The organism is Ignavibacteriales bacterium, assembly GCA_026390815.1.
In the GTDB taxonomy this organism is placed as follows: domain Bacteria; phylum Bacteroidota; class Ignavibacteria; order Ignavibacteriales; family SURF-24; genus JAPLFH01.
On record JAPLFH010000040.1, the window covers coordinates 1 to 21376 of the forward strand.

Here is a 21376-nt window from a genome sequence, read left to right on the forward strand (position 1 = left end):
AATAACATTTATAAGCAAGGATGGAAAGCTGAAAATTAAATTAGATGATAAGAATGAAAAGTTGATGGATCAGCAAGAAAAGGAAGTAACAGTAGGAATCCGACCGGAAGATATATCCGATACAAAGACAGATAATAAAAATATGCAGCAGATAGAAGCAACGCTAGAAGTGGTAGAGCCGATGGGAAATGAAATCTTCTTATACTTTACTCTGGCAGATTCGCAAATAATAGCAAGAATACCGGCAAGAGAAAAACCAGATGTAGGGAAGAAGGTAAATTTATATCTGAACTTAGACAAGCTTCATTTCTTTGATAAAACTCTGGAAACTAAAATTTAATTTATTTTATTCATTAACTATAACAAACATTTCCATTGAGTTATTACCTACATGGTTTCTTCTAATTATTTCTGTTTTGTTTATTGATATATTTTTCTATTTTCGCATATCAAAAGATCACAATAAACATATATATAAACATGATTGCTATCATTTCTGGTTTTGCAGCAGGTTTTTTGCATGTTCTTTCAGGTCCAGATCATTTGGCAGCTATTGCACCATTAGCAGCAGAAAAGAGGAAGTCAACCTGGAATATTGGTTTACGCTGGGGATTGGGGCATACTTCCGGTGTATTTATTATTGGCGTGCTACTAATTATTTTTCGCGATCTTATTCCATTTTATATTTTCTCTTCTTTTAGCGAAAAATTGGTAGGCATCATTTTAATTGGGATTGGTTTATGGGGATTACAAAAAGTATTTACCAATAAAATACATGTTCATGAACATGAACATAATGGAATTACTCACAAGCATTTCCATTCTCATACACACACTGCAAATAATGATAAGCCTTCTACTCACTTTCATACTCATACTGCGCTTGCAGTTGGTTTATTGCATGGGTTAGCCGGAAGCTCTCACATTTTTGGTGTTTTACCAGCTCTTGCATTTTCCAACAAGGTACAATCAATAGAATATTTAATTTCATTTGGAATGGGAACAATTTTAGCTATGATGGCATTTTCTCAGCTTATTGGCATATCATCAAATTATTTTGTTAATAAACAAATAAATTTCTATAAAGGATTAATGTTCGGATTTAGTATTGTTGCAATTGGAGTTGGAATTGTCTGGATATTTATTTAAAAAGCAGGATCTTCAAAAAAATAATTATGCACGAATCAAGTATAGCACAAAAAATTATTGAGATCGTAAAAGAAAATTTAGATTTACAGGATATAAATAAATTAAGTTCTATAAAAGTTAAAATTGGAAAATTGAGCAACATCTTTCCAAACGCACTATTATCAGCTTTTAATTCTATAATTGATAACACTCCTTTTTATAAGACTAAACTCGATATCGAGATTTCTCCAATTGTTTTGAAATGCGGTAATTGTGACTTTGTTTTTTCAGATGAAGATTTCATTTTCAATTGTAAAAAATGCGGTAGCAATAATTTATCCGTTATTACCGGCGATGAACTTGAATTAAGTGAATTAATTTTAAATTCTTAATTGTGGTGAAAAATGACGGTTATTAAAATTGAGCGGAAAATTTTAGAAAAGAATGATGCAATTGCCGGAGATTTAAAAAAATATTTTAATGATAGGAATATTTTTGTAATAAATCTGTTAAGCTCACCCGGATCCGGCAAAACAAGCATTATCGAGAGAACGATCATTAATAGTAGATATGATTTTAATATTGCTGTAATAGTGGGAGACGTTCAGACGGATAATGATGCAAAGCGGGTTGCCGAACTAAAAACTCCTGTTGTACAAATAATAACAAACGGGGCATGTCATCTGGAAGCTAATTTAATCCGCGATGCTGTTAATAATTTAAAGCAAAAAATTGATTTATTGTTCATCGAAAATGTTGGAAATCTTGTATGTCCGGCTGGTTTCAATTTGGGTGAGGACATAAAAGTAATTGTTGCCAGTACAACTGAAGGGGATGACAAACCGCTTAAATATCCGGTTGCGTATAGAAATTCAGAAGCGCTAATTATCAATAAAATTGATCTATGTCCCCACCTTAATAGCAATGTAGACATTTTAAGAAAAAATGCTCTTTTAATAAATCCTAAGCTAAAAGTTTTCGAAACTTCTTGCACAACCGACGAAGGTATTACCAAATGGATCGATTGGTTAAAATTGAATCTTAAAAAAAAATGAAAAAAAGAATGCAAATATCTATTCAAGGGATTGTACAAGGTGTTGGATTTCGTCCATTCATTTATAAACTTGCTTCCCAATTAAATATTAATGGATTTGTATTAAATTCTAATTCCGGAGTTTTTATTGAAATAGAAGGCGATTCAGTTTCTTTGCAAAATTTCCTTACAAGATTACATTCCGAAAGACCAGTTCATTGTGAAATAACTAATCTTGAATTTTCCTATTTAGACATTTACGGTTATAAAAACTTTGAAATAAAAGAAAGTTATTGTGCAGGAAATGATTTAACATTAATCCTGCCCGATATTGCAACCTGCAAAGATTGTCTAAATGAATTGTATGATCCATCAAACCGTCGTTATCTCTATCCATTTATCAATTGTACTAACTGTGGTCCTCGTCTTTCGATTATACATAGTTTACCATACGATAGACCAAATACTTCTATGAAATTATTTAAGATGTGTGATAAGTGTAAAGAAGAATATGAAAATCCTGATAACCGAAGATTTCATGCTCAACCGATTTCTTGCTACGATTGCGGTCCTACTCTTTCGCTCTTTAACTCTGCCAGTGCTTCCCTTTGTAATAATTTGGAAGTAATAAAAAAAGCAGTTCAGCTCATCAAAGAAGGAAATATTGTTGCTATAAAAGGGATTGGCGGTTTTCATCTTGTGGTTGATGCGACTAACGAAAAAGCAATACTAAGATTACGGCAAAGAAAATCCAGGGAAGAAAAACCGTTTGCTTTGATGTTCTCCAACTTGAATCAGGTAAAACAAGCATGTGCTGTGGATGAATTGGAAGAAAAAATACTATGTTCTGTGCAATCACCCATTGTTCTTTTAAAAAAGAAGATGAACTTTTTGATTGCAAAATCTGCTGCTCCTTCAAATCCGTACCTTGGCGCGATGCTACCGTATTCCCCGCTTCACCATCTTTTAATGCATGAACTGAGGACACCGATTGTTGCTACCAGCGGAAATCTATCAGAAGAACCAATTTGTTATGACGAGATTGAAGCTCTTAATAGACTACACGGAATTGCCGATTTTTTTCTTGTTCATAATAGACCGATTGTTCGACCCTTGGATGATTCTATCATTAAAATTGTAATGAATAGACCAATGCTGTTACGCCGTGCTCGTGGGTTTGCGCCGCTTCCTATTATAAAACAAATAAACAATAGTATTCTTTCAGATAAGTATGGCAACCTGGTTGCTCTCGGAGCACATCAAAAAAACACTATATCATTTATTAAAAATGGTAACATTTTTGTAAGCCAGCACATTGGAGATCTTTCTACATTAGAGGCGAACTTAAATTTTGAAAATGTGTATAACGATTATAAAAATCTTTATAAGATTGATAATGAAAATGTTGTTTGTGATCTGCATCCGGATTATACAGCCACAAAATTTGCTAAAACAAATTTCCAAAATCATATTTCAGTTCAACATCATATTGCTCATCTTGCGTCTTGTAAATTAGAAAATCAAGTTGAAGGCTCCGCACTCGGTGTTGCCTGGGATGGAACCGGTCTCGGTTTAGATGGAACAATTTGGGGAGGCGAATTTTTTCTTTGTGATGAAAACAGCTTTAAGCATTTAGCTCAGTTCAGAAGGTTTAAACTTCCGGGCGGTGATAAAGCAATCAAAGATATTAGGCGTTCTACAATAGGAATTTTATTTGAGTGTTATGGAGACCAACTTAAATCTTTTGAAAAGATTGCAGGAATTAGATATTCAAATAAAGAGCTTAAATTATTCTTTAACATTTTGCAAAAAAATATTAACTGCTTTACTACATCCAGTGTGGGAAGATTATTTGATGCAATATCATATCTGTTAGGCATCGTAGAAAAATCTTCGTTTGAAGGGCAGGCAGCTATGATGTTAGAATATGCGGCTGATCCTTGTGAAAGCTCTTCATATCCATTTAATTTTATAGCGGATGAAGAGATTATTGATTGGGAACCAATGCTCGATAAAATTCTGGAAGATATCCGAGTAAAAAAATCGCCCGGTACCATTTCTGGCAAATTCCATAATACACTTGTTGAAATTATCCTCTATATGGCAAATTATTTCCGGCAAGAAAAAGTTATTTTAAGCGGTGGGTGTTTTCAAAATGTATTATTGCTCGAAAAGACAATTAAAAAACTGCAAGCGGAAAAAATTAAAGTCTACTGGCACCAGCTTGTTCCAACTAACGATGGCGGAATATCATTCGGGCAAATCGCCTATGTTTTAAGTAAATCTAAAAAAGAAATCAACAAACAGGGAAATCAAAATGTGTTTAGCAATTCCAGGTAAAATAATTTCAATCGATGATACACAAGAATCGCCACGAATGGCAAAAGTAAATTTTGGCGGAGTTATTAAATCTGTTTGTATTGATTGGTTACCCGATGCAAAATTGGGAGAATATGTAATGGTGCACGTTGGTTTTGCTATTTCAAAAGTTGATGAAAAAGAAGCAGAAGAAAATCTAAATTTAATAGTTGAAATGGAAGAAGAGTTAAAGAAAAGAATTGAAAAATAGAATTAAGAATGAAAGGGAACAGAAGAGTTAAATATATTTCAAATGCTCAAAAATTTTAATTTATAAACTACTATGCGTTTTATTGATGAGTATAGAGACAGTAAGATCATCAGAGTTTTAGCTGAAAAAATTAAATCTATTTCTAAAAACAGTTGGTCGATTATGGAGGTATGCGGAGGTCAAACTCATACAATTTTAAAGTATGGGCTGGAAGAGTTACTTCCTGATAAAATATCGTTGATTCATGGTCCTGGATGTCCGGTATGTGTTACATCAGTGGAAGTAATTGATAAGGCACTTTATTTGGTTTCTAATTTCGATGTTATTCTTGCTTCTTATGGAGACATGCTTAGAGTTCCGGGTTCTAATAATGATTTACTAAAAGTTAAAGCTTCCGGTGGTGATGTTCGAATAGTATATTCTCCCATAGATGCATTAAAAATTGCTGAAGCCGAAAAAGAGAAAGCGGTTGTGTTTTTTGCTGTTGGATTTGAAACAACTGCACCAGCTACTGCCCACGCAATTAAACTGGCAGAAAAAAAAGGAATACATAATTTTTTTACACTCTGTGCCCATGTTCTTATTCCACCGGCTATTGAAGCTATTCTTTCTTCAGATTCTGTAAAAGTAAATGGATTGATTGCGCCCGGACATGTTTGCAGTATCATAGGGTATAATTGTTTTGAACCGATTTCATTAAAGTATAAAATCCCTATAGTAATAACCGGCTTTGAGCCAATAGATATAATTCAAGGAATCTTACTCAATATAATTCAATTAGAATCCGGACGGCACACGGTTGAAAATCAATATTCGCGTACAGTTAGGAAGGAAGGAAATCTGTATGCGAAAAAAATAATGGATGAAGTTTTTGAGATTATTGATAGAGATTGGCGTGGGATAGGAATTATTAAAGACAGCGGTTTAAAATTAAAACAAGACTATTCTGATTATGATGCGGAAATTGTATTTAATTTGAATGTGGTTCCTTCGAATCAAAAATCTAATTGCATTGCCGGAGAAATCCTTCGTGGAATTAAGAAACCAATTGAGTGTGCTGAATTTGGAAAAGCTTGTTCACCCTCTTCACCAGTTGGTGCACCAATGGTTTCTTCGGAAGGTGCATGCGCAGCTTTTTTCAAATACAAACGTCAGCCAATTTAGTTGCAATGTTTTTACAGAACATAATTTATTTTATTATCCATTTCAAGTTCGGCATTTGATATTAAAATTAACGTATAACTTTAGTTGGCTTTTTTCTCGGGAATATTAAATGAAAAAAAAAGAAACACCAGACTTTGCTATGCAATGTCCAATTCCTATTTCAAAGACTGATAAAATTTTACTTGCACACGGAAGCGGTGGCTTATTAACCCATCAGCTTATTCAAAAAGTTTTTTTACCGGCTTTTCAATCTGAATTACTAAATGTTCAGCACGATGGAGCAATATTTACAATTGATAATCAAAGATTGGCTTTTACAACTGATAGTTACGTTGTCCAACCAATTTTTTTTCCGGGTGGTGATATTGGAAAATTAGCTGTGAATGGAACTGTAAACGATCTTTCTGTGTGCGGAGCAAAACCGCTTTATATTTCCACCAGCTTCATTATTGAAGAGGGTTTTCCAATGGAAGATTTGTATAAGATTGTAAAGTCAATAAAGGCTGCTGCTCAAGCATCCAATGTTGAGATTGTTACTGGTGATACGAAAGTGGTTGAACATGGCAAAGGAGATAAAATTTTTATTAACACTTCCGGAATTGGTAAAGTCTATGATGGGATCGAAATTTCTCCCGGGAGAGTTTGTAAAGGCGATGTTATTATTCTAAGTGGTTCGATAGCGGATCATGGGATAGCCATTCTTGCAGCCAGGGAAGAACTTGGATTTGAAACAACAATTGAAAGCGATACGGCTTCTTTAAATGAATTAGTCGAGAACATTCTTATTTGTTCGAAAGACGTTCATATGATGCGGGATCCAACTCGGGGAGGCTTATCAAGTGCATTAAACGAAATAGCTGAAGCATCTCAATTGGGAATTGAAATAGATGAGAACAAAATTCCAATAAAGGAAGAAGTTAAGGGCGCGTGCGAATTATTAGGTTTTGATCCGTTATATATTGCCAATGAAGGAAAACTCCTTGTCTTTGTTCCTAAGAAAGATGCTGAAAATGTTCTGAGAGTAATGCGCTTGCAAAGACTTGGTAAAGATGCTGTAATTATTGGCGGCATGGTTGAAGATCATCCTGGTGTTGTAGTTATGAAAACCTTAATTGGAAGTAAGAGGATTGTTGATATGCTTTCCGATGACCAACTGCCCAGGATTTGTTGATATCATTTTTATGCTGTGCAGGTATTAAAATGCAATTAGCCCGAAAAATTTTTATTCAAAAAGGTAATGTTTGTGCACATCTTTATATTCGGGTTCTTCTTCCTCTTCATTTGAAAACAAGGGTAGTTCTATCTTAAAAGTACTGCCTTTGCCAACTATACTTGTTACACTAATTGTCCCATCATTCTTCTTAATAATTTCCTTTACAAGGTTCAATCCAAGACCCGTACCAATCTGCTCCATCTGTTTTGCTTCTTTTGTTCTGTAGAATTCATCGAAGATATGCTCTAAATCTTTTTCTTCAATTCCAATGCCCGTATCCGAAATAGAAAACCCAAACGAATGTTTCTTCATAAATGGCTCAACATTTACAGCACCACCACAGGGTGTATATCGAATAGCATTACTTAATAAATTATCTAAAACTTTCTCCATTCCTACTTTATCAATCTCCACTTCTTTTAATTTACCTGATGAAATAACAAAAAGTTTTATTCCTTTTGCTAAAGCAGAAGATTGTTGTTGTATTACTAATTGCCACATCCATTCTTCCATGTTAACTTTTTCTAAGACAGGTTTTTCGGTTAAAAGATTATATTGTGTTATCATTATCATTTCTTTAACCATTCCCAAAACTTGATCAGATCTTCTTTCCGCTCTTTGTACTAAATCAAATACTTCCGGTTTAAGATCGTTTTTATACAAATCTTTTACAACTTCCAGTGTGCTTTTGATAGCAGTTAAAGGGGCTTTAATTTCGTGAGCAGCAAATCTGAATGTTTTACTTCTCTGTTCGATAGATTTTTCAAGAAGATCATTTTTCTCATCGATAATTTTTTTAAGGCTCCGGTATCTAAGCATAAAATTGTTAATAATGTAGATGCCAGAAAAGTTAATTATATAAAATGCGGATAAGGATACAATAAGCATAGAAAGAGGAACTGAAACTGACAGAAGTGTGTATTGAGCTACTACATTAAAATATTCGAGAATGGACCAGATGGTAAACAGTAAAGCAGCAAAAGTAGCATTAATATAAGGTAGAACTGTCCCCGGGAATAATATCCCCGATAAAATTACATGAACGAGATATAAGAAAAAAAATGGATTATCCACTCCTCCAGAATAATGAATAAGAAATGAGATTAATATCAAATCCAAAAATATTTGAACTTCAGCAAAAGCTAATTCAAGAATTGCATTTTTTTGCGGTAGATGTTTCCATAGAAAGAAGTATATCAAATTTAATACAACCAATATTGAAGCAACGAATAGCATTTCTGTGTATGCTATTTTAAAGTGAAACATTCCTTGACTAATAGGTACAGAAGCCAAAACCCCGAATACTGCAATCCATCTTAAGTTAACATACCAGCCAATACGTGTTCTAAGATCCTCCACGGTATAAAATGGTAAGGAAATATTTATTGAAAACGTAGTGAACATATTTAGTTGATTAGGTTACAAAATTATTAAAGAATAATTCAATTTTCTTTTGGACAACATTGGTTGTTTCTTTGTCAAATTGTAAAGTGCCTGGTTGAATTCCAATATATAAAAATTTTAACTCCTGTAAGATGCCCAGGTATTCCTCTATCATTTTTATTGAGAATGTATGCGTACTAATACTCAGAGAATCAATTTTGTCCGCTGGTAATAATATTATTTCACCTGTTTCTCCACCCCAATTAATGGCATCAATAAAAACTATTACTTTTGCATTCAAATTTAATATTTGCTGCAGATAATTTTCTGGGTTAGTACCAGCTTCTATAAAATGAGCTTTACTAAATTGAGAGATTAATTGAAGTTTATCAATGAAGATTAATCCAGCTATATCATCACCTCTGGATGGATTGCCTAGCCCAACAAAAACGATCTCCTGAGGATTAAAATCAGATAGAATTTCCGAAAGTTCTTTTAGGTTCACTTCAAACCGTGTTTAAATTGAATGGTGACTGAAAAAATGCTCCTTTAAACTTTCTAATTAAAATTCATCTGCAACTACAACCGTATGCCGGCATTTCGGGCAGACTTCCTTTATATAATCTTCTCTTCTTATTTTACTTTTGGACACTGATGTTTCAGAATCAAAAAATTGTCTTTGCATTTCAAGTAAAAAGTTGGGATGAGCAAATGCTTTAGCTCCTAATCTTTCTTTTATCCACAATAGGTGATCGCGGCAAGCTATAATTTCTCCGCATATTTCACAATAAACAATTTCTTTTTCTAATGTTTCAAATACTTCGGGTGCAGTTGTTGAAGTTACAGCCATTGAATAATTGTTGGATAATTTAATGCCTTTTTGAGTGATACATTTTTCTTCGCATTGTCCGCAGTTTATGCAGGAGCAATAATCTATACAAAGAGTACGTGTCAATGTGTTTTTATCATCAACAATTTTTATTGCTGCGGGCGGACATACCTGTGCACACGTACCACAACCGACACAATACTCTTTATAATATTTGGGGTATCCTCTAAATTGCACCGGTGCTTTATAAGCTACCGCAGGAAACTTAGTTGTGTAAGGTTTAGTAAAAAAAGAGTTAAGCGCTTCTTTTATTTCCCGAACTTTTGGTAAATACATCTTTTGATTTCTCCTAAAGCAGAATTAACAATAAAGTTTTAATAAATCAGCACCTTTATTAATTTCCAGGGAATTTCCTAAGTAGTAATTCTATTATTCAATTGTATTTTTCAACTAAAGATGTGTCCCTCGTTTTTTCCGGTTGTAACCGTTTCATCTTTTAGGTCATTGTCATCAGCATAGCTGTCAATAATAGATTCTTTAGTCAATTTAATTCCACTTCTATGGGATGCTCTTGCAATTGCATGCGCAGCCACAGGTGAAGTTAGAAAAATAAATGCAATTCCAAGAAGAGCCTTAAAACCAAAACTTGTAAATCCTTGAATAATAAAAACGCCAAATAAAATTCCCGCAGACCCGAATGTTACACATTTGGTGGCTGCTTGCAGACGATTATACACATCGGGAAGTCTTACTAATCCAAGTACGCCAAGAAAATCAAAAGCGACTCCAATACAAATAAAAATATAGCCGATTGTTTCGTTAATCATCTAATTGCCTCCCTTCTAAAATTTTTGCAAAAGCAATTGAAGCAACAAAGCTTAGTAATGCCCAAATTAATCCAATATCCATAAAGAATCCTTCTTTATAATAAAGTCCCATCAGGGCTAACATTCCAATTATCAGTACGCCAAGAATATCAACTGCTATGATTCTATCTGCAGGAGATGGTCCGAACATTACCCTGTACAGAATAAACAAAGTGCTAAAAAGAATAACGTTGATTAGCTTGAAAATAAGTTCACCAGTGTAAAAGAAAAAGTTGAAGTAAATAAATCCCAATATTAATATTAATCCTATGGTCCATCTTATAATTCTCATTCGAATACCTCCTTCAAAATTTTCTCGAACATAGCAGAAATAATTCGAGTATTTTCTTTAATATCTGCCGGATCTTTAGAAAGAACATCTATCCAATGAATGTAGTATTCATTTTTATCAGGATTAATATCAACAGACATTGTTCCGGGTGTTAACGTTATTGAGTTTGCAAGTATGGTCCTTGCCGAATCCTTAGTTAAGTCGGTTTTTATTTTTACAATTCCTGGTTTAATTGGCAGCTTTGGATGGATAACAATATATGCAACATGAAGGTTTGCCTTAATCATCTCCCAAATAAACACAAAAAAATATTTGATTATAAAAACAAACCTGATAAATAGATTTTTCTTTTTTTCAGTAGTTACCAGGAAATGACCTGCAATTAAGCTGACAATAATTGAGAGAAATATTCCAGCAATAACCTCTTGAATGTCCACAATATTTGTCAGGGCAATCCAGATAAGAAACGATAAAACAAAAACAATAATTCTGCTGCGGTTTTCAGTTTTCATCTTTATCTTCCCATTACTAAGTTGATGTATTGTGTCTTGTTCATAATATTGTTTACAACAGGATCGAGAGTTACTTCCCTAATTCCAGGGATGATCAATAAGCTTGAAAGCAAACAAAGAGAGGCTAAAACGATCATTGCAGATTTCATTCTCCACCCGATTTTAACATCGGAGTGCTCCACCAGGTTTTCCCCTCTAAATCCATATCTTTGTACTTTCATAAATGAAGCAAGTGTAAGTATGCTTCCAATTACCGCAAGCAATGCATAAACTGGTTGGTTGGATTGAATTGCAGCGATAATAATTATAAGCTTACTAAAAAAACCATTAAAGGGAGGGATTCCGGAGATTGATAATGAAGCAATAAGCGAAGTTCCGGAAGTTACAGGAAGAAGTTTAGTAAGATCTCCCATTTTTTTTAAATTGCGTGTTCCCAAAACCATCTCTATTGTACCTGCATTATAAAACAGCAATGATTTAAATATAGCATGGTTTAATAAATGGAAGACCGCTCCAAGAATTCCCAACGGTGTGGCTAATCCAATCCCAAGCAAAATATAACCTATCTGGCTAATGCTATGATAAGCTAACAGTCTTTTTAAATCCCATTGACCAATTGCCAGAAAAACCCCAACTATGATTGAGACAGCACCCATAATTAGAAAAACCGTTAAAAATATTTGCGGTGCTCCAAGAACATTATAAAAGATTCTGATTAGGACATAAATGCCAAGAGCTTTTATTAAAACACCGGAAAGCATTGAAGAAATTGGTGCCGGTGCAGATGAATGTGCATCCGGAAGCCAGGCATGAAATGGCATTGCGGCTGCTTTTAATCCAAAACCCGCCATAAACAAACTGCCAATCCAAATTGTAATTTTAGGATTTACATGTGTGATCATCTCAGCGATTTTTGCCATATTTAAATTGGAGGTAGCGCTATACGTAATTGCTATACCAACCAAAACAAGGATAGAAGAAAGAGAACCCATAACAGCATATTTAAATGATGCTTCAAACTCTTCGGCTTTACCACCAAATGCTACAAGAGCAAAAGCGGCAAATAATGCTATTTCCATAAACACAAATAAATTAAATAAGTCGCCAGTGATAATAACACCATTCATTCCGGTAACTAAAAGATTGAAGAGGGCATAATATTTCCAATCTTCCCCAAGATGCCTGATATAATTAACAGAGAACAGGATTGATGTAAAAGAAATAACGCTAACCATAACTAACATAAAAGAAGAAAATGAATCTTGTACAAGAACAATTCCATACGGAAGCTTCCAGTTGCTCATTGAGTAGGTAATAGTTTCAGATCCAACACTTATGAATGAAAAGAAAGAAAGAACCAGCAAAGCTATAGAAGCAACAAATGATAGGATTACAGCCCAGTCATCTTTTATACCGCCAATTAGGGTAATAAGAAATGCTGCTAGTAAAGGAATTACAACAAAGTAAGGTAATATCATCCTTGCAGCCTCCTTATTTTTGTTATGTCAAAAGTCTTATATTTTTCTAATAAACGAATGGCAAGTGCTACAAGCATAGCTGTTGTACCCAATTCAATCACAATAGAAGTAAGAACCAAAGCTTGCGGCAATGGATCGACCATTTTTTCAATCTTTTTTCCTTCAGTTAAAATTGGATAAATGGAATTGTTTCTATATGCAATTAATATTAAAAATAAATTTGCAGCATAACCCATTATTCCAATAGAAAGAATTATCTTAACCAGATCACGCTTGGTTAGAACACCATACAATCCAACTAAGAAAAGAGCAAAGCATAGAAGATAAATAATCATTCGTCCTCTCCTTTTTCAATTTTGAATTTTGCCAGAACCCAAACAACTAAGAATAAGGACAACGCCACTTTAATACCGATAATAATATTTAACGGAAGTATTGTTCCTGAGCTTATTAAATGAAATAGTTTTCCATGATCAATAAAATTTGCTAAAAATGCTCCGCCAAATCCAATGCCTAAAATACCAACAACAAGAAATAATGTGGCACTGGTCGATTCAAGATCGTAAAGAAGTTCTATCTTCAACCATTTACTTGTTTCGTCTCTGCCATATGCAAGCATAAAGTTTAAAAAAGCTAAGGCAAAAACTACACCTCCACCAAATCCACCTCCAGGTGTCAGGTGCCCGTGAAAAATAATATAGAAACTATAAAGAATGATTACCCAAACCGTTATTCTTGTTACAGTCTTAACTATAAGGGTCATTCCATTATTTTGATTCATCGTTTCTCTCCTTATGGCTGGCTTTGGACTTAGATTTAATCCTCAAAATTGTAAGTGTTCCTAAAATTGCCGTGAATAGAACTGTTACTTCACCCAAAGTATCGTACGCTCTATAATCCAGCACTATTGATGAAACAAGATTAGCCGCACCGGTTTGTGCAGCTCCGTTGTCAAGATAGTATTGTCCGATACTCATTATTGGCTGCCCAAATGGAGGTAAAAGTTTAAATACTGAAATACTTAAATAGAAAATTGCAGCCAGAGTAATTATTGTAACTCCAATTAAAATCTTGTTTACCTTTGACGGCTCTTCATTGTGATATTCCTTTTTAATGAAAGCTTTAATAAGAATAATTAAAGCAAAAATTTCAAAAAGAAATTGGACGATAGCAAGGTCCGGTGCTTGAAGAAAAAGAAAAGACATTGAAACACCCAGCCCTACAACACCAACTGCAATAATTGAAGAAAGAATATCTTTTATTTCAAGCGCAACAATAGAAGCAACTATCATAAAGCAGAGGATAAATATTAACCATGTTTCTATGGGCATTACACTCTCCGTTTTATTTATTTTTATATGAATAAAATGAAAATCAAAAATCCCAGTGTTAAGTATAAAATATAAAGCTGTAACTGTCCCGGATGTGCCTTTTGAAAAACATCAGAAAAAGCAAAAGTAGATTTCGAACCGATACTATATAAATCAAAATACTTTTTTTCAGCCCAATTGTAGATGTAACGAATCGGAATCATATTTCTAATCTCATTGTAAAATGCTGTTCCAGAAATTCTGAATTTTTCTGACGGCGACATTCCGCCTAAGTAGACTTCATCATACCTAACCTTACTGGTGGAAAGATAAATGATTAATCCAACAATGAATGCTATTCCAAACAAAATGAAAATTATTTGCGGATTGTATAAGCCAATAAATTGTGGCAGAGGCAATTGGCTATCTAATAAAACCGGATAAATAAATTTGTTCAGCGGAATTTGTATAGCGAATATTCCGAAAAGCAAACAAAGAAAAGAGAGCAACCCGGTTGCAATCCACTGATTTGCTGGCGCCTCTTTAATATTATCATAAATTTGTGGGCGCTTACCAAGGTAAATGGCGTGCAGAAATTTCATGAAACTGGCTAATGTTAATGCGCTTCCGAACACTGCAAGAATTAAACAGATGAGTAGCCAAATTTGATATCCGGGAGATAAGTCCCTTGTTTTTTCAAGAAGTCCCTGATAAATCATCCATTTAGAAAAGAATCCGTTGAAAGGCGGAATGCCAGAAATTGAAAGCGCTCCAACCAAAGCCATAACAAATGTAGCCGGCATTTTTTTACCCAAGCCCCCAAGGTTATCTAAATCATTCGTGCCGGTTTGTTTTTCAACTGAACCTAAAGATAGAAAAAGATTCGATTTGTAAATAGTATTATTGATCATATGAAAAAGTCCGCCGGCAAAGGCTAAAACACTACCGCTGCCAACCCCCATAATCATATATCCAACCTGGCTGACGGCATGATAGCCCAGAAGTTTTCTTCCATTGTGCTGATTCATCGCCATCATTACAGCGGTGATTACAGTAATTGCACCCAGAGAAATCAGTAACATATTAATTAAAATATCAACAATAAATAAAGATGTTACCATCCGTGCGAGAAGATAAATACCCAATAATTTGTCTAATGAAGAAGGAAGGAGTGCAACACTTTCTATTGGGGCATCTTTACTGAAATCCGGAACCCAAGTATGCAATGGAAAACCGCCAGCTTTAGCGAATGATGCTACCAGCAAAAAGAAAAAAGCTATGTATGATAATTCTCCGGTTAAAGGTAGTTGGAAATTTTTTAGCATCCATCCAGTCTCAGGTTTTAAAAACCACATTATTACTAATCCCATTATTAAAAAAGCGTCGCTTCCGCCTACTATAATGAAAGTTTTTTTGGCAGTGGAAGGTGCTTCTTGAGTCTTTCCTAACAAAGCAAACATATAAAGAGCTAAACCAGAGAGTCCCCAAAAAATTAAAAAGCTTATAGAGTTTTGGCTTACAACAGTTCCATTACAAAATGCAAGTGTAAGCGGATATAGAATAAAAAATCTTTTTTCTATTGCTTTAGAAATACCCTTCAATGAAAAGATTAGAATAATAATACTAAGAAGCTGAATGAAGATTAAAACAAATAAACTCATCTGATCCGCAGCAAAAACAACATTATTAAATAATATCAGGTTTTCTGCCGGCGATGTATAAAGCTTATGAACTATAACAAATGAAAAGAGTATTGTAAGGAAAGTAAGAACCTTTCTTACTATAACTGGTAAGAAGATATTTAATACCGCTATTCCAAAAGGAATATAAACAAGTATAGCCAGCTCATTTTCCAGCATTACTCTCTCTCCTAAGTTGTTCGGTTTTTGCTTTTGATAATTTCAGCAGATCTATATTAAATGGATCTCTATTTACGTTCTTAATCTTAATTGATCTTTCAGTGCAACAGTAACAAGGATCGACAGATGCTAGTGTGATCAAGGCGTCGGCGATAGGTATTCCTTTGCAAGATGCTTCAAAAGTTGGAATATTAACATAACTTGGTGCTCTAACTTTATGTCTAAGTGGACGGTTTGTTCCATCTGTTTTTACGTAATGAAATACTTCACCACGCGGGGCTTCGTATCTGCCAATTCCTTCACCCGGAGAAATTTCTTTTACATTATTTAGAATTGGTCCATTTATAGTTTTTAATTTATCTAAACACTGTCGGACAATTTTTATTGATTCCAATGTTTCGAGAACACGAACAACCAATTTATCATAAACATCACCATTACTTAAAACGATTTCGTTGAACTCCACAAGATCATAGGCATCAGTTGGTTCATCCTTTCTAACATCAACAGAAATGCCTGATGCCCGTGCAGTTGGACCTACTGCACAGAAATCTATTGCTGCCTGTTTTGAGAGAATGCCGACATTTTTTAACCTTGAGTGAAGAACGGGATCATCATTGGCGGCTTTTGCAATCATATCCATCTTCTTATCCAGTTCACTTAAAATATTCAGCAATTCCGGAATGGAATCAGGAATAACATCTTTTGAAACTCCTCCAACTCTCATCATTCCATAATGATTCCTGTTCCCGGAAATAATCTCAAACATTTGAAGAACAGGTTCCCGCCATTTCCATGCCCACATCCAAAGAGTATCATACCCGATGAAATGACCCGCTAACCCTAACCAAAGAAGGTGGCTATGAATTCTTTCAAGTTCTCCAATCAGAGTTCGTATATAGCGCGCACGCAATGGAATTTCAATATTATCTACATCTTCAATCGCATGCACACAGGCAAGCGGATGGGAGGTTGAACAAATACCACAAATTCTTTCAACCAGATAAATTGATTGAGTAAAACTTTTGGTCTCTGAAATAAATTCATGTCCGCGATGCATCCATCCGATTTCCAAATCAATATCAACTACTTTTTCACCATCAACAATCAAAGTAAAATATTCTGCTTCCTCCAACAGCGGATGGAAAGGACCAACAGGAATAGTGTTATTGTTCATAATTTATCCACTTGAAATATTTATATTCTTTTTTGCTACGATAGCTTAGTAATCCTCAAAGGTTGTCTTAATCCCTTTGGATGATTGCCGGTTAATAGTAGCTCTTTTCTTGGATGTCCTTCAAAATCAATTCCGAACAAGTCGAACATTTCTCTTTCAATCCACTCGGCACCTTTTACAATTGGTGTAATAGAATTCATCCTTGGATTTTTCTTATCAACTATAATTATTCTTGGACAAAAATAATCACCAGTTTCATCGTGAGAGAAATGATATAAAACCTCCAAGCCATTATAAACTTCAGTTGCTGTAGCTGTTGATAACCTGCATCCTAAACCAGTAAAAAGATAATCTGCAACTTCCCGGACATTTTCATTTTTTACTTCAAAATAAAGTCTCTTTTTCTTTTTAATAATGTTAAAGATTTTATTTTGCATTCGATTTAAGAATTCTTCGGTTCTATCCATTTAAAACCTCCATAAGTTTTGCCACACCTTCAATCATTGCTTCCGGTTTTGGCGGGCATCCGGGGATGTACATATTAATAGGGATTACATCTTCGCGTTTAGGTACAATATTATAGCTATCCTTAAAGCAGCAGCCTGAAGCTGGACAGGTTCCTACAGCGACAACAAAAACTGGCTTTGGTGCTTGCTCATATATTTTTTTAATCTTGGGCGCAATCTTTTGATTTATTACTCCGCTTAAAAGCAGAACATCGGCATGTCTAACTGAACCCACTAATTTGATCCCGAATCTTTCCAAATCATATTTTGGTGTAAGCAGGTCTAAAATTTCAATATCACAATTATTACATGGCGAACCGCTTACGTGAAATACCCAGATTGATTTTGCTAATCGTTTGTTGTACCAGCCCATCAGTACCTCATCAGATTGATTCATTATTTAATATTTGTTTTTCCTAATAATCAAATCAACATTAAAAAAATTAAAATGTTGATCTTTTAGTAACCGAATACTGCCAGGATTACTGCAATAAAACTTAACCCGGCTGCATAACGCCAGAAAAAATTAAGCGCAGTATCTATGCGAATTCTTGGATTTGTATTTTTAATAATTATCATCAAAACAACTATTACTAAATATTTTAGTACAGCCCACAGAATTCCAATTCCAGTAAAATTAAATCCTGCAAGGAAAAGAACAATTAGTAAGAACGGAAAAAGAACATACATCATAAAATGATTTAGCTTCCAAAATGCTAATGGAGGTCCGCTGTATTCCATAAATGGTCCCTCAACAAGTTCTGTTTCGGCTTCGGGAATGTGGAATGGCGGCAATGTCATCTTTGCCTGGATGCAAATCAAACCAATGATAAATCCAATTGTGCCGGAGATAGATCCTATAAATGCACCAGTTGTTTCTTGTACCAGTAAAATTTTAGTAAGATCTAATTGGTAGCCGGATTTAATAATTGGAACCAGACATATTAGAATGAATGCCAGTTCATCGGCAAGAAGAAGTTTTATCTCTCTGCCTGCGCCAATACTTGAGTATACATTTCCAGTTGATGCTCCACCAAGGATTACCATTACAGAATAAATCATTAACAAATACATAATAACAATTAAGTCACCGCTAAAACTTTCGTTAAAGAATAGAGCTGTACCAATCATAGACGAAACAAGAACCAGCATTCCGAATGAAACCAAAGGAGCGATTAAAAAAAGTGAATGGATTCCATCTTTTACTAATATTGTTTCTTTACCAAGTAATTTGAAAAAATCATTAAAGTTTTGGAAGAAAGGAGGACCAACACGGAACTGAAAACGTGCAGAAACTTTTCTATCAACCCAGCCAACTGTTAAGCCTATAATACCGGTAAAAAGCAGACCCGGAAAAATTAATAAATAAAAAATGAATTCAGGTTTCATCTTCTCTCCTCCTTACTCATCCAGCTATATTCCTTGATAGCAAGATGTTCACCGACAATGTAAAGATGTTCTTTCGGTATTTCTTTTTCAATTTCTTTCATCGAGAATGAATTGTTTGGTGCAGTTTTAACACAAGACGGTTCGTATTCCGGGTTTTCCTTAAGTTGATTAAGACAATAATCACATTTAGCAGTTATATAATTAATCACCTCCGGAAAGATTGTGCCGAATGGACAAGCTAAGATGCAGCTTTTACATCCCACGCAACGCATATTATATCGCTTAATCATTCCTGAATCAAGACGTTCCAAAGCCTCTTTGGGACATGCTTCAACGCAGAAAGCTTCTTTGCATTGTCTGCAATAAACAGCAAACTGTGCTATTTCCAATAGAGAAAAATGACCATCGTTTTTACGATGGAACATATATTCGCATTCTATTTTCTGTGCTGGAATTCGTGAGTCAATTAAAACCGGTATATCTATTAAAAGTTTTTTCATTCCCAAATTGCCTCCTCATTTTTTATCAGATCATATGTGAAGACTGGACCATCCTTGCAAGCGTAATAGCTGCCCATAACGCAGTGCCTGCATTGACCAAATCCGCAGTACATTTTCTTTTCCATCGAGAGGTAAATATTATGCTCTTCATAACCATATTTTAATAAATCCATCGTACCGAATTTCATCATAACTGGCGGACCACAAACAATAGCAGGATTTCCTTTAGGATTTAGTGATATTTTTTGAAGTAATTTTGTTACCAGGCAAACATCTTCATCCCATTGTTCGCCTTCAGGAACCATATCTACAGCACGAATAAATTTAACCTTACTATATTTTCTCCATTCACTAACAAAATCTTTGTAAATACAATCCTTCGGAGTTTTTGCTCCTGCACAAAAAGTAATGCTGTTATATCTGTCAATATCATGAATGAGCGTTAAGAAAAGAGAGCGCAAAGGGGCAAGACCACAACCTCCTCCAAGTATTAGTATATCTTTATTCTCAAATTTTTCTAATGGATAACGTGAACCGTATGGACCTCTTAATCCAACTACATCACCAATCTTTGTTTGATGTATGTATTCCGTAACAAAACCTGTCTTCATAATTGTTATATCCATTTCTTCGGAAATGTAATGTGAAGATGAAGGAGTAAAAGGACCTTCCCCAATTCCAGGTACAGTAAGTTCAACAAACTGTCCAGTTTTAAAAGAGATTGGTTGTTCTGGACGAATTTTAAGTGTTCTTATTAAAGGGGATTCCTGAACAATGTTATAAATGGTTCCCGGTATCACCTCATATGGATTTTGCATTTAATTCCTCCACTTTAAATAGAGTGCGTTTTTCAATTTATTAAACAACAACACCTTCTTTAACTGTTTTTCCTAATTTCATAAAAGTCGATTCCGGACCGCATGCCTCAATACAGCGTCCACATCCTGTACAGCCAAACATTTTAAAATTGCTTTTCATATAAGAAAATTTACAAAGTACTCTGTTTTTAAATCTCTGATAAGCCCTTGGGCGGGGTGTACCGCCTCCAGCAACTCGGGCGTATCCGTGTAGTTGGCAGGAATCATAAGATCGTACTTTTATAAAATTATTTTCTTTTGATTCATCATTCAGAATTAAACAATAGCAAGTGGGACAAATGTTAGTGCAGGCTCCGCAATTAACGCAATTTCCACTTTCACTCAACCATACATCACTATTTTTCAGGGAGGTTTGTTCTCTAACTTCCGGTTTGAATTGGAGTTCTATTTTTTTTGATAACTCTTCAATGCAATGCTGTCTTTGTATATTCAATGCAGAAAGTTCAGTTGGGGTTTCCTCGCTGATTGAAACAAATAGTTCCATCAACTTCACAAATTCATTTCCCTTATTAGAATTGACTTCAAAAAGATAATTATTATCTATTCTTGAAATATTTAAATCAAATCCCTTTTCAGGATAAGGTTTACCATCTAGCAGCAGACATAGGCAATTTGGTCCGCTATTCATACAATCGGAACTGATAATTGTTGTATTGTTTCGCCAGTAACTGTAACATGGATCTACAAATCCAGAATTTAATAAGGCTTCGTCCAGCAATAATAAAGCACTAAGGTCGCAAGCTTTAATACCAATTATCAGTCTTTTTTTAGAAGTTTGGTAAGAAGGAAGAACCCTTTCTCTCGGAGGATAGAATAGTATTTTTGCAGGTTCAACTGTTCTGAAAGAATCTAATTCAAAAGCTTTTCCTTCCGAGAAAAATGTAAAAAATGTTTTTTCACTTGCTTGATCGAATGGTTTTGCGGGCAGGATAATTTCATCAAATATTTTTTGTTCGGTTAGTTGGTTTAAAAAAGAATAAAAATCACTCACTGATACGATCATCTGTCTACCTCCCTGCTTAATGGAAGCATTACAAGTATTATTCGGGGCACTTGCACAAAAAGATTTATTCAAAATATTTAGAATTATCTTTCAGACAGAATGTATTCGTATTCTTTTCTTTAAAGCAAAGTTTTCAATTCACGCTTTATATAAAAGCTATTCTTATCCTTTTTTAATTGATGGCTAATTTATATTCCAGATTTTAGAAAGTCAAGTAAATATTTAAAAAAAAAATTTCTTTTAATAATACGAAGCCTTAAATAGCAAACTGATGTACAATATATTGC

General features: G+C 34.4%; 26 protein-coding genes. 8 read left to right on the top strand and 18 right to left on the bottom strand.

The features are described from left to right. The 8 genes from NTX22_12150 to hypE all read left to right on the top strand — a co-directional run. Positions 1 to 340 (top strand): TOBE domain-containing protein (locus tag NTX22_12150; protein ID MCX6151272.1); only part of this gene is annotated, 340 nt, incomplete at its 5' end. A 140-nt stretch (positions 341 to 480) separates the two neighbouring features. Then, positions 481 to 1149 (top strand): sulfite exporter TauE/SafE family protein, encoded by a 669-nt coding sequence (locus NTX22_12155; GenBank protein ID MCX6151273.1) that lies wholly within the window; start codon positions 481 to 483, stop codon positions 1147 to 1149. A gap of 26 nt (positions 1150 to 1175) precedes the next feature. Next, positions 1176 to 1520: a hydrogenase maturation nickel metallochaperone HypA gene (locus tag NTX22_12160; protein MCX6151274.1), complete on the top strand. Its 345-nt coding sequence runs from the start codon at positions 1176 to 1178 to the stop codon at positions 1518 to 1520. A gap of 12 nt (positions 1521 to 1532) precedes the next feature. Further along, positions 1533 to 2183 (top strand): hydrogenase nickel incorporation protein HypB, encoded by a 651-nt coding sequence (gene hypB / locus NTX22_12165; GenBank protein ID MCX6151275.1) that lies wholly within the window; start codon positions 1533 to 1535, stop codon positions 2181 to 2183. A gap of 8 nt (positions 2184 to 2191) precedes the next feature. Continuing rightward, positions 2192 to 4501 carry a carbamoyltransferase HypF gene (gene hypF, locus NTX22_12170; protein ID MCX6151276.1) on the top strand — a complete coding sequence of 770 codons (2310 nt, stop codon included), beginning with the start codon at positions 2192 to 2194 and terminating at the stop codon, positions 4499 to 4501. Further along, positions 4479 to 4730 (top strand): HypC/HybG/HupF family hydrogenase formation chaperone, encoded by a 252-nt coding sequence (locus NTX22_12175; GenBank protein MCX6151277.1) that lies wholly within the window; start codon positions 4479 to 4481, stop codon positions 4728 to 4730. Before hypF ends, NTX22_12175 begins: the two co-directional genes overlap by 23 nt. Positions 4731 to 4802: 72 nt before the next feature. Continuing rightward, a complete protein-coding gene (hypD, locus tag NTX22_12180; protein ID MCX6151278.1) occupies positions 4803 to 5894 on the top strand; it encodes a hydrogenase formation protein HypD in 1092 nt (363 codons plus the stop codon). Positions 5895 to 6003: 109 nt separating this feature from the next. Continuing rightward, on the top strand, positions 6004 to 7065 hold the full coding sequence (gene hypE, locus NTX22_12185) for a hydrogenase expression/formation protein HypE (protein ID MCX6151279.1): 1062 nt from the start codon (positions 6004 to 6006) through the stop codon (positions 7063 to 7065). Positions 7066 to 7116: 51 nt separating this feature from the next. Here the strand turns inward: hypE and NTX22_12190 are convergent, their stop codons facing one another. The 18 genes from NTX22_12190 to NTX22_12275 all read right to left on the bottom strand — a co-directional run bounded on the left by NTX22_12190 (position 7117) and on the right by NTX22_12275 (position 21089). Continuing rightward, complete coding sequence (locus NTX22_12190) at positions 7117 to 8511, bottom strand: HAMP domain-containing sensor histidine kinase (GenBank protein ID MCX6151280.1); 1395 nt, start codon at positions 8509 to 8511, stop codon at positions 7117 to 7119. 10 nt (positions 8512 to 8521) lie between these two features. Then, positions 8522 to 8995: a hydrogenase maturation protease gene (locus tag NTX22_12195; protein ID MCX6151281.1), complete on the bottom strand. Its 474-nt coding sequence runs from the start codon at positions 8993 to 8995 to the stop codon at positions 8522 to 8524. 57 nt (positions 8996 to 9052) lie between these two features. Beyond that, complete coding sequence (locus NTX22_12200) at positions 9053 to 9655, bottom strand: 4Fe-4S binding protein (GenBank protein MCX6151282.1); 603 nt, start codon at positions 9653 to 9655, stop codon at positions 9053 to 9055. Between the two features lie 110 nt (positions 9656 to 9765). Continuing rightward, positions 9766 to 10146: a monovalent cation/H(+) antiporter subunit G gene (mnhG, locus tag NTX22_12205; protein ID MCX6151283.1), complete on the bottom strand. Its 381-nt coding sequence runs from the start codon at positions 10144 to 10146 to the stop codon at positions 9766 to 9768. Further along, positions 10139 to 10477 (bottom strand): monovalent cation/H+ antiporter complex subunit F, encoded by a 339-nt coding sequence (locus NTX22_12210; protein ID MCX6151284.1) that lies wholly within the window; start codon positions 10475 to 10477, stop codon positions 10139 to 10141. The genes mnhG and NTX22_12210 overlap by 8 nt, the downstream gene beginning before the upstream one ends. Then, positions 10474 to 10989 carry a Na+/H+ antiporter subunit E gene (locus NTX22_12215; protein ID MCX6151285.1) on the bottom strand — a complete coding sequence of 172 codons (516 nt, stop codon included), beginning with the start codon at positions 10987 to 10989 and terminating at the stop codon, positions 10474 to 10476. Before NTX22_12215 ends, NTX22_12210 begins: the two co-directional genes overlap by 4 nt. Before the next feature lie 2 nt (positions 10990 to 10991). After that, positions 10992 to 12467, bottom strand: a complete 1476-nt coding sequence (locus tag NTX22_12220) for a proton-conducting transporter membrane subunit (protein MCX6151286.1) — start codon at positions 12465 to 12467, stop codon at positions 10992 to 10994. Then, positions 12464 to 12802 carry a sodium:proton antiporter gene (locus tag NTX22_12225; GenBank protein MCX6151287.1) on the bottom strand — a complete coding sequence of 113 codons (339 nt, stop codon included), beginning with the start codon at positions 12800 to 12802 and terminating at the stop codon, positions 12464 to 12466. The genes NTX22_12220 and NTX22_12225 overlap by 4 nt, the downstream gene beginning before the upstream one ends. Then, positions 12799 to 13248, bottom strand: a complete 450-nt coding sequence (locus NTX22_12230; protein MCX6151288.1) for an MnhB domain-containing protein — start codon at positions 13246 to 13248, stop codon at positions 12799 to 12801. The genes NTX22_12225 and NTX22_12230 overlap by 4 nt, the downstream gene beginning before the upstream one ends. After that, positions 13235 to 13798, bottom strand: coding sequence for a DUF4040 domain-containing protein (locus NTX22_12235; protein ID MCX6151289.1), 564 nt, complete (start codon positions 13796 to 13798; stop codon positions 13235 to 13237). The genes NTX22_12230 and NTX22_12235 overlap by 14 nt, the downstream gene beginning before the upstream one ends. A gap of 23 nt (positions 13799 to 13821) precedes the next feature. Then, positions 13822 to 15636: a proton-conducting transporter membrane subunit gene (locus NTX22_12240; GenBank protein ID MCX6151290.1), complete on the bottom strand. Its 1815-nt coding sequence runs from the start codon at positions 15634 to 15636 to the stop codon at positions 13822 to 13824. Continuing rightward, positions 15623 to 16813, bottom strand: coding sequence for a nickel-dependent hydrogenase large subunit (locus NTX22_12245; protein ID MCX6151291.1), 1191 nt, complete (start codon positions 16811 to 16813; stop codon positions 15623 to 15625). Before NTX22_12245 ends, NTX22_12240 begins: the two co-directional genes overlap by 14 nt. 35 nt (positions 16814 to 16848) lie before the next feature. Continuing rightward, entirely contained in the window at positions 16849 to 17280 is a 432-nt protein-coding gene (locus NTX22_12250) for an NADH-quinone oxidoreductase subunit C (protein ID MCX6151292.1), read from the bottom strand. After that, positions 17273 to 17692 (bottom strand): NADH-quinone oxidoreductase subunit NuoB, encoded by a 420-nt coding sequence (gene nuoB, locus NTX22_12255; GenBank protein ID MCX6151293.1) that lies wholly within the window; start codon positions 17690 to 17692, stop codon positions 17273 to 17275. Before nuoB ends, NTX22_12250 begins: the two co-directional genes overlap by 8 nt. Positions 17693 to 17778: 86 nt before the next feature. Beyond that, complete coding sequence (locus NTX22_12260) at positions 17779 to 18708, bottom strand: NADH-quinone oxidoreductase subunit H (GenBank protein ID MCX6151294.1); 930 nt, start codon at positions 18706 to 18708, stop codon at positions 17779 to 17781. Further along, positions 18705 to 19208 carry a 4Fe-4S binding protein gene (locus NTX22_12265; protein ID MCX6151295.1) on the bottom strand — a complete coding sequence of 168 codons (504 nt, stop codon included), beginning with the start codon at positions 19206 to 19208 and terminating at the stop codon, positions 18705 to 18707. The genes NTX22_12260 and NTX22_12265 overlap by 4 nt, the downstream gene beginning before the upstream one ends. After that, entirely contained in the window at positions 19205 to 20026 is an 822-nt protein-coding gene (locus tag NTX22_12270; GenBank protein ID MCX6151296.1) for an FAD/NAD(P)-binding protein, read from the bottom strand. The genes NTX22_12265 and NTX22_12270 overlap by 4 nt, the downstream gene beginning before the upstream one ends. Before the next feature lie 40 nt (positions 20027 to 20066). Next, positions 20067 to 21089 carry a 4Fe-4S dicluster domain-containing protein gene (locus tag NTX22_12275; GenBank protein ID MCX6151297.1) on the bottom strand — a complete coding sequence of 341 codons (1023 nt, stop codon included), beginning with the start codon at positions 21087 to 21089 and terminating at the stop codon, positions 20067 to 20069. Positions 21090 to 21376 lie beyond the last annotated feature (287 nt).

Coding starts and splice junctions, on each gene's coding strand:
- NTX22_12265 (MCX6151295.1), bottom strand. CDS start 19,208: ATGAAAAAACTTTTAATAGATATACCGGTTTTAATTGACTCACGAATT.
- NTX22_12260 (MCX6151294.1), bottom strand. CDS start 18,708: ATGAAACCTGAATTCATTTTTTATTTATTAATTTTTCCGGGTCTGCTT.
- NTX22_12225 (MCX6151287.1), bottom strand. CDS start 12,802: ATGATTATTTATCTTCTATGCTTTGCTCTTTTCTTAGTTGGATTGTAT.
- NTX22_12175 (MCX6151277.1), top strand. CDS start 4,479: ATGTGTTTAGCAATTCCAGGTAAAATAATTTCAATCGATGATACACAA.
- NTX22_12160 (MCX6151274.1), top strand. CDS start 1,176: ATGCACGAATCAAGTATAGCACAAAAAATTATTGAGATCGTAAAAGAA.
- NTX22_12230 (MCX6151288.1), bottom strand. CDS start 13,248: ATGAATCAAAATAATGGAATGACCCTTATAGTTAAGACTGTAACAAGA.
- hypD (MCX6151278.1), top strand. CDS start 4,803: ATGCGTTTTATTGATGAGTATAGAGACAGTAAGATCATCAGAGTTTTA.
- NTX22_12240 (MCX6151290.1), bottom strand. CDS start 15,636: ATGCTGGAAAATGAGCTGGCTATACTTGTTTATATTCCTTTTGGAATA.
- hypB (MCX6151275.1), top strand. CDS start 1,533: ATGACGGTTATTAAAATTGAGCGGAAAATTTTAGAAAAGAATGATGCA.
- NTX22_12270 (MCX6151296.1), bottom strand. CDS start 20,026: ATGCAAAATCCATATGAGGTGATACCGGGAACCATTTATAACATTGTT.
- NTX22_12210 (MCX6151284.1), bottom strand. CDS start 10,477: ATGAGAATTATAAGATGGACCATAGGATTAATATTAATATTGGGATTT.
- NTX22_12200 (MCX6151282.1), bottom strand. CDS start 9,655: ATGTATTTACCAAAAGTTCGGGAAATAAAAGAAGCGCTTAACTCTTTT.
- nuoB (MCX6151293.1), bottom strand. CDS start 17,692: ATGGGCTGGTACAACAAACGATTAGCAAAATCAATCTGGGTATTTCAC.
- NTX22_12155 (MCX6151273.1), top strand. CDS start 481: ATGATTGCTATCATTTCTGGTTTTGCAGCAGGTTTTTTGCATGTTCTT.
- NTX22_12250 (MCX6151292.1), bottom strand. CDS start 17,280: ATGGATAGAACCGAAGAATTCTTAAATCGAATGCAAAATAAAATCTTT.
- NTX22_12235 (MCX6151289.1), bottom strand. CDS start 13,798: ATGCCCATAGAAACATGGTTAATATTTATCCTCTGCTTTATGATAGTT.
- NTX22_12245 (MCX6151291.1), bottom strand. CDS start 16,813: ATGAACAATAACACTATTCCTGTTGGTCCTTTCCATCCGCTGTTGGAG.
- mnhG (MCX6151283.1), bottom strand. CDS start 10,146: ATGATTAACGAAACAATCGGCTATATTTTTATTTGTATTGGAGTCGCT.
- hypE (MCX6151279.1), top strand. CDS start 6,004: ATGAAAAAAAAAGAAACACCAGACTTTGCTATGCAATGTCCAATTCCT.
- NTX22_12275 (MCX6151297.1), bottom strand. CDS start 21,089: ATGATCGTATCAGTGAGTGATTTTTATTCTTTTTTAAACCAACTAACC.
- NTX22_12215 (MCX6151285.1), bottom strand. CDS start 10,989: ATGAAAACTGAAAACCGCAGCAGAATTATTGTTTTTGTTTTATCGTTT.
- hypF (MCX6151276.1), top strand. CDS start 2,192: ATGCAAATATCTATTCAAGGGATTGTACAAGGTGTTGGATTTCGTCCA.
- NTX22_12220 (MCX6151286.1), bottom strand. CDS start 12,467: ATGATATTACCTTACTTTGTTGTAATTCCTTTACTAGCAGCATTTCTT.
- NTX22_12190 (MCX6151280.1), bottom strand. CDS start 8,511: ATGTTCACTACGTTTTCAATAAATATTTCCTTACCATTTTATACCGTG.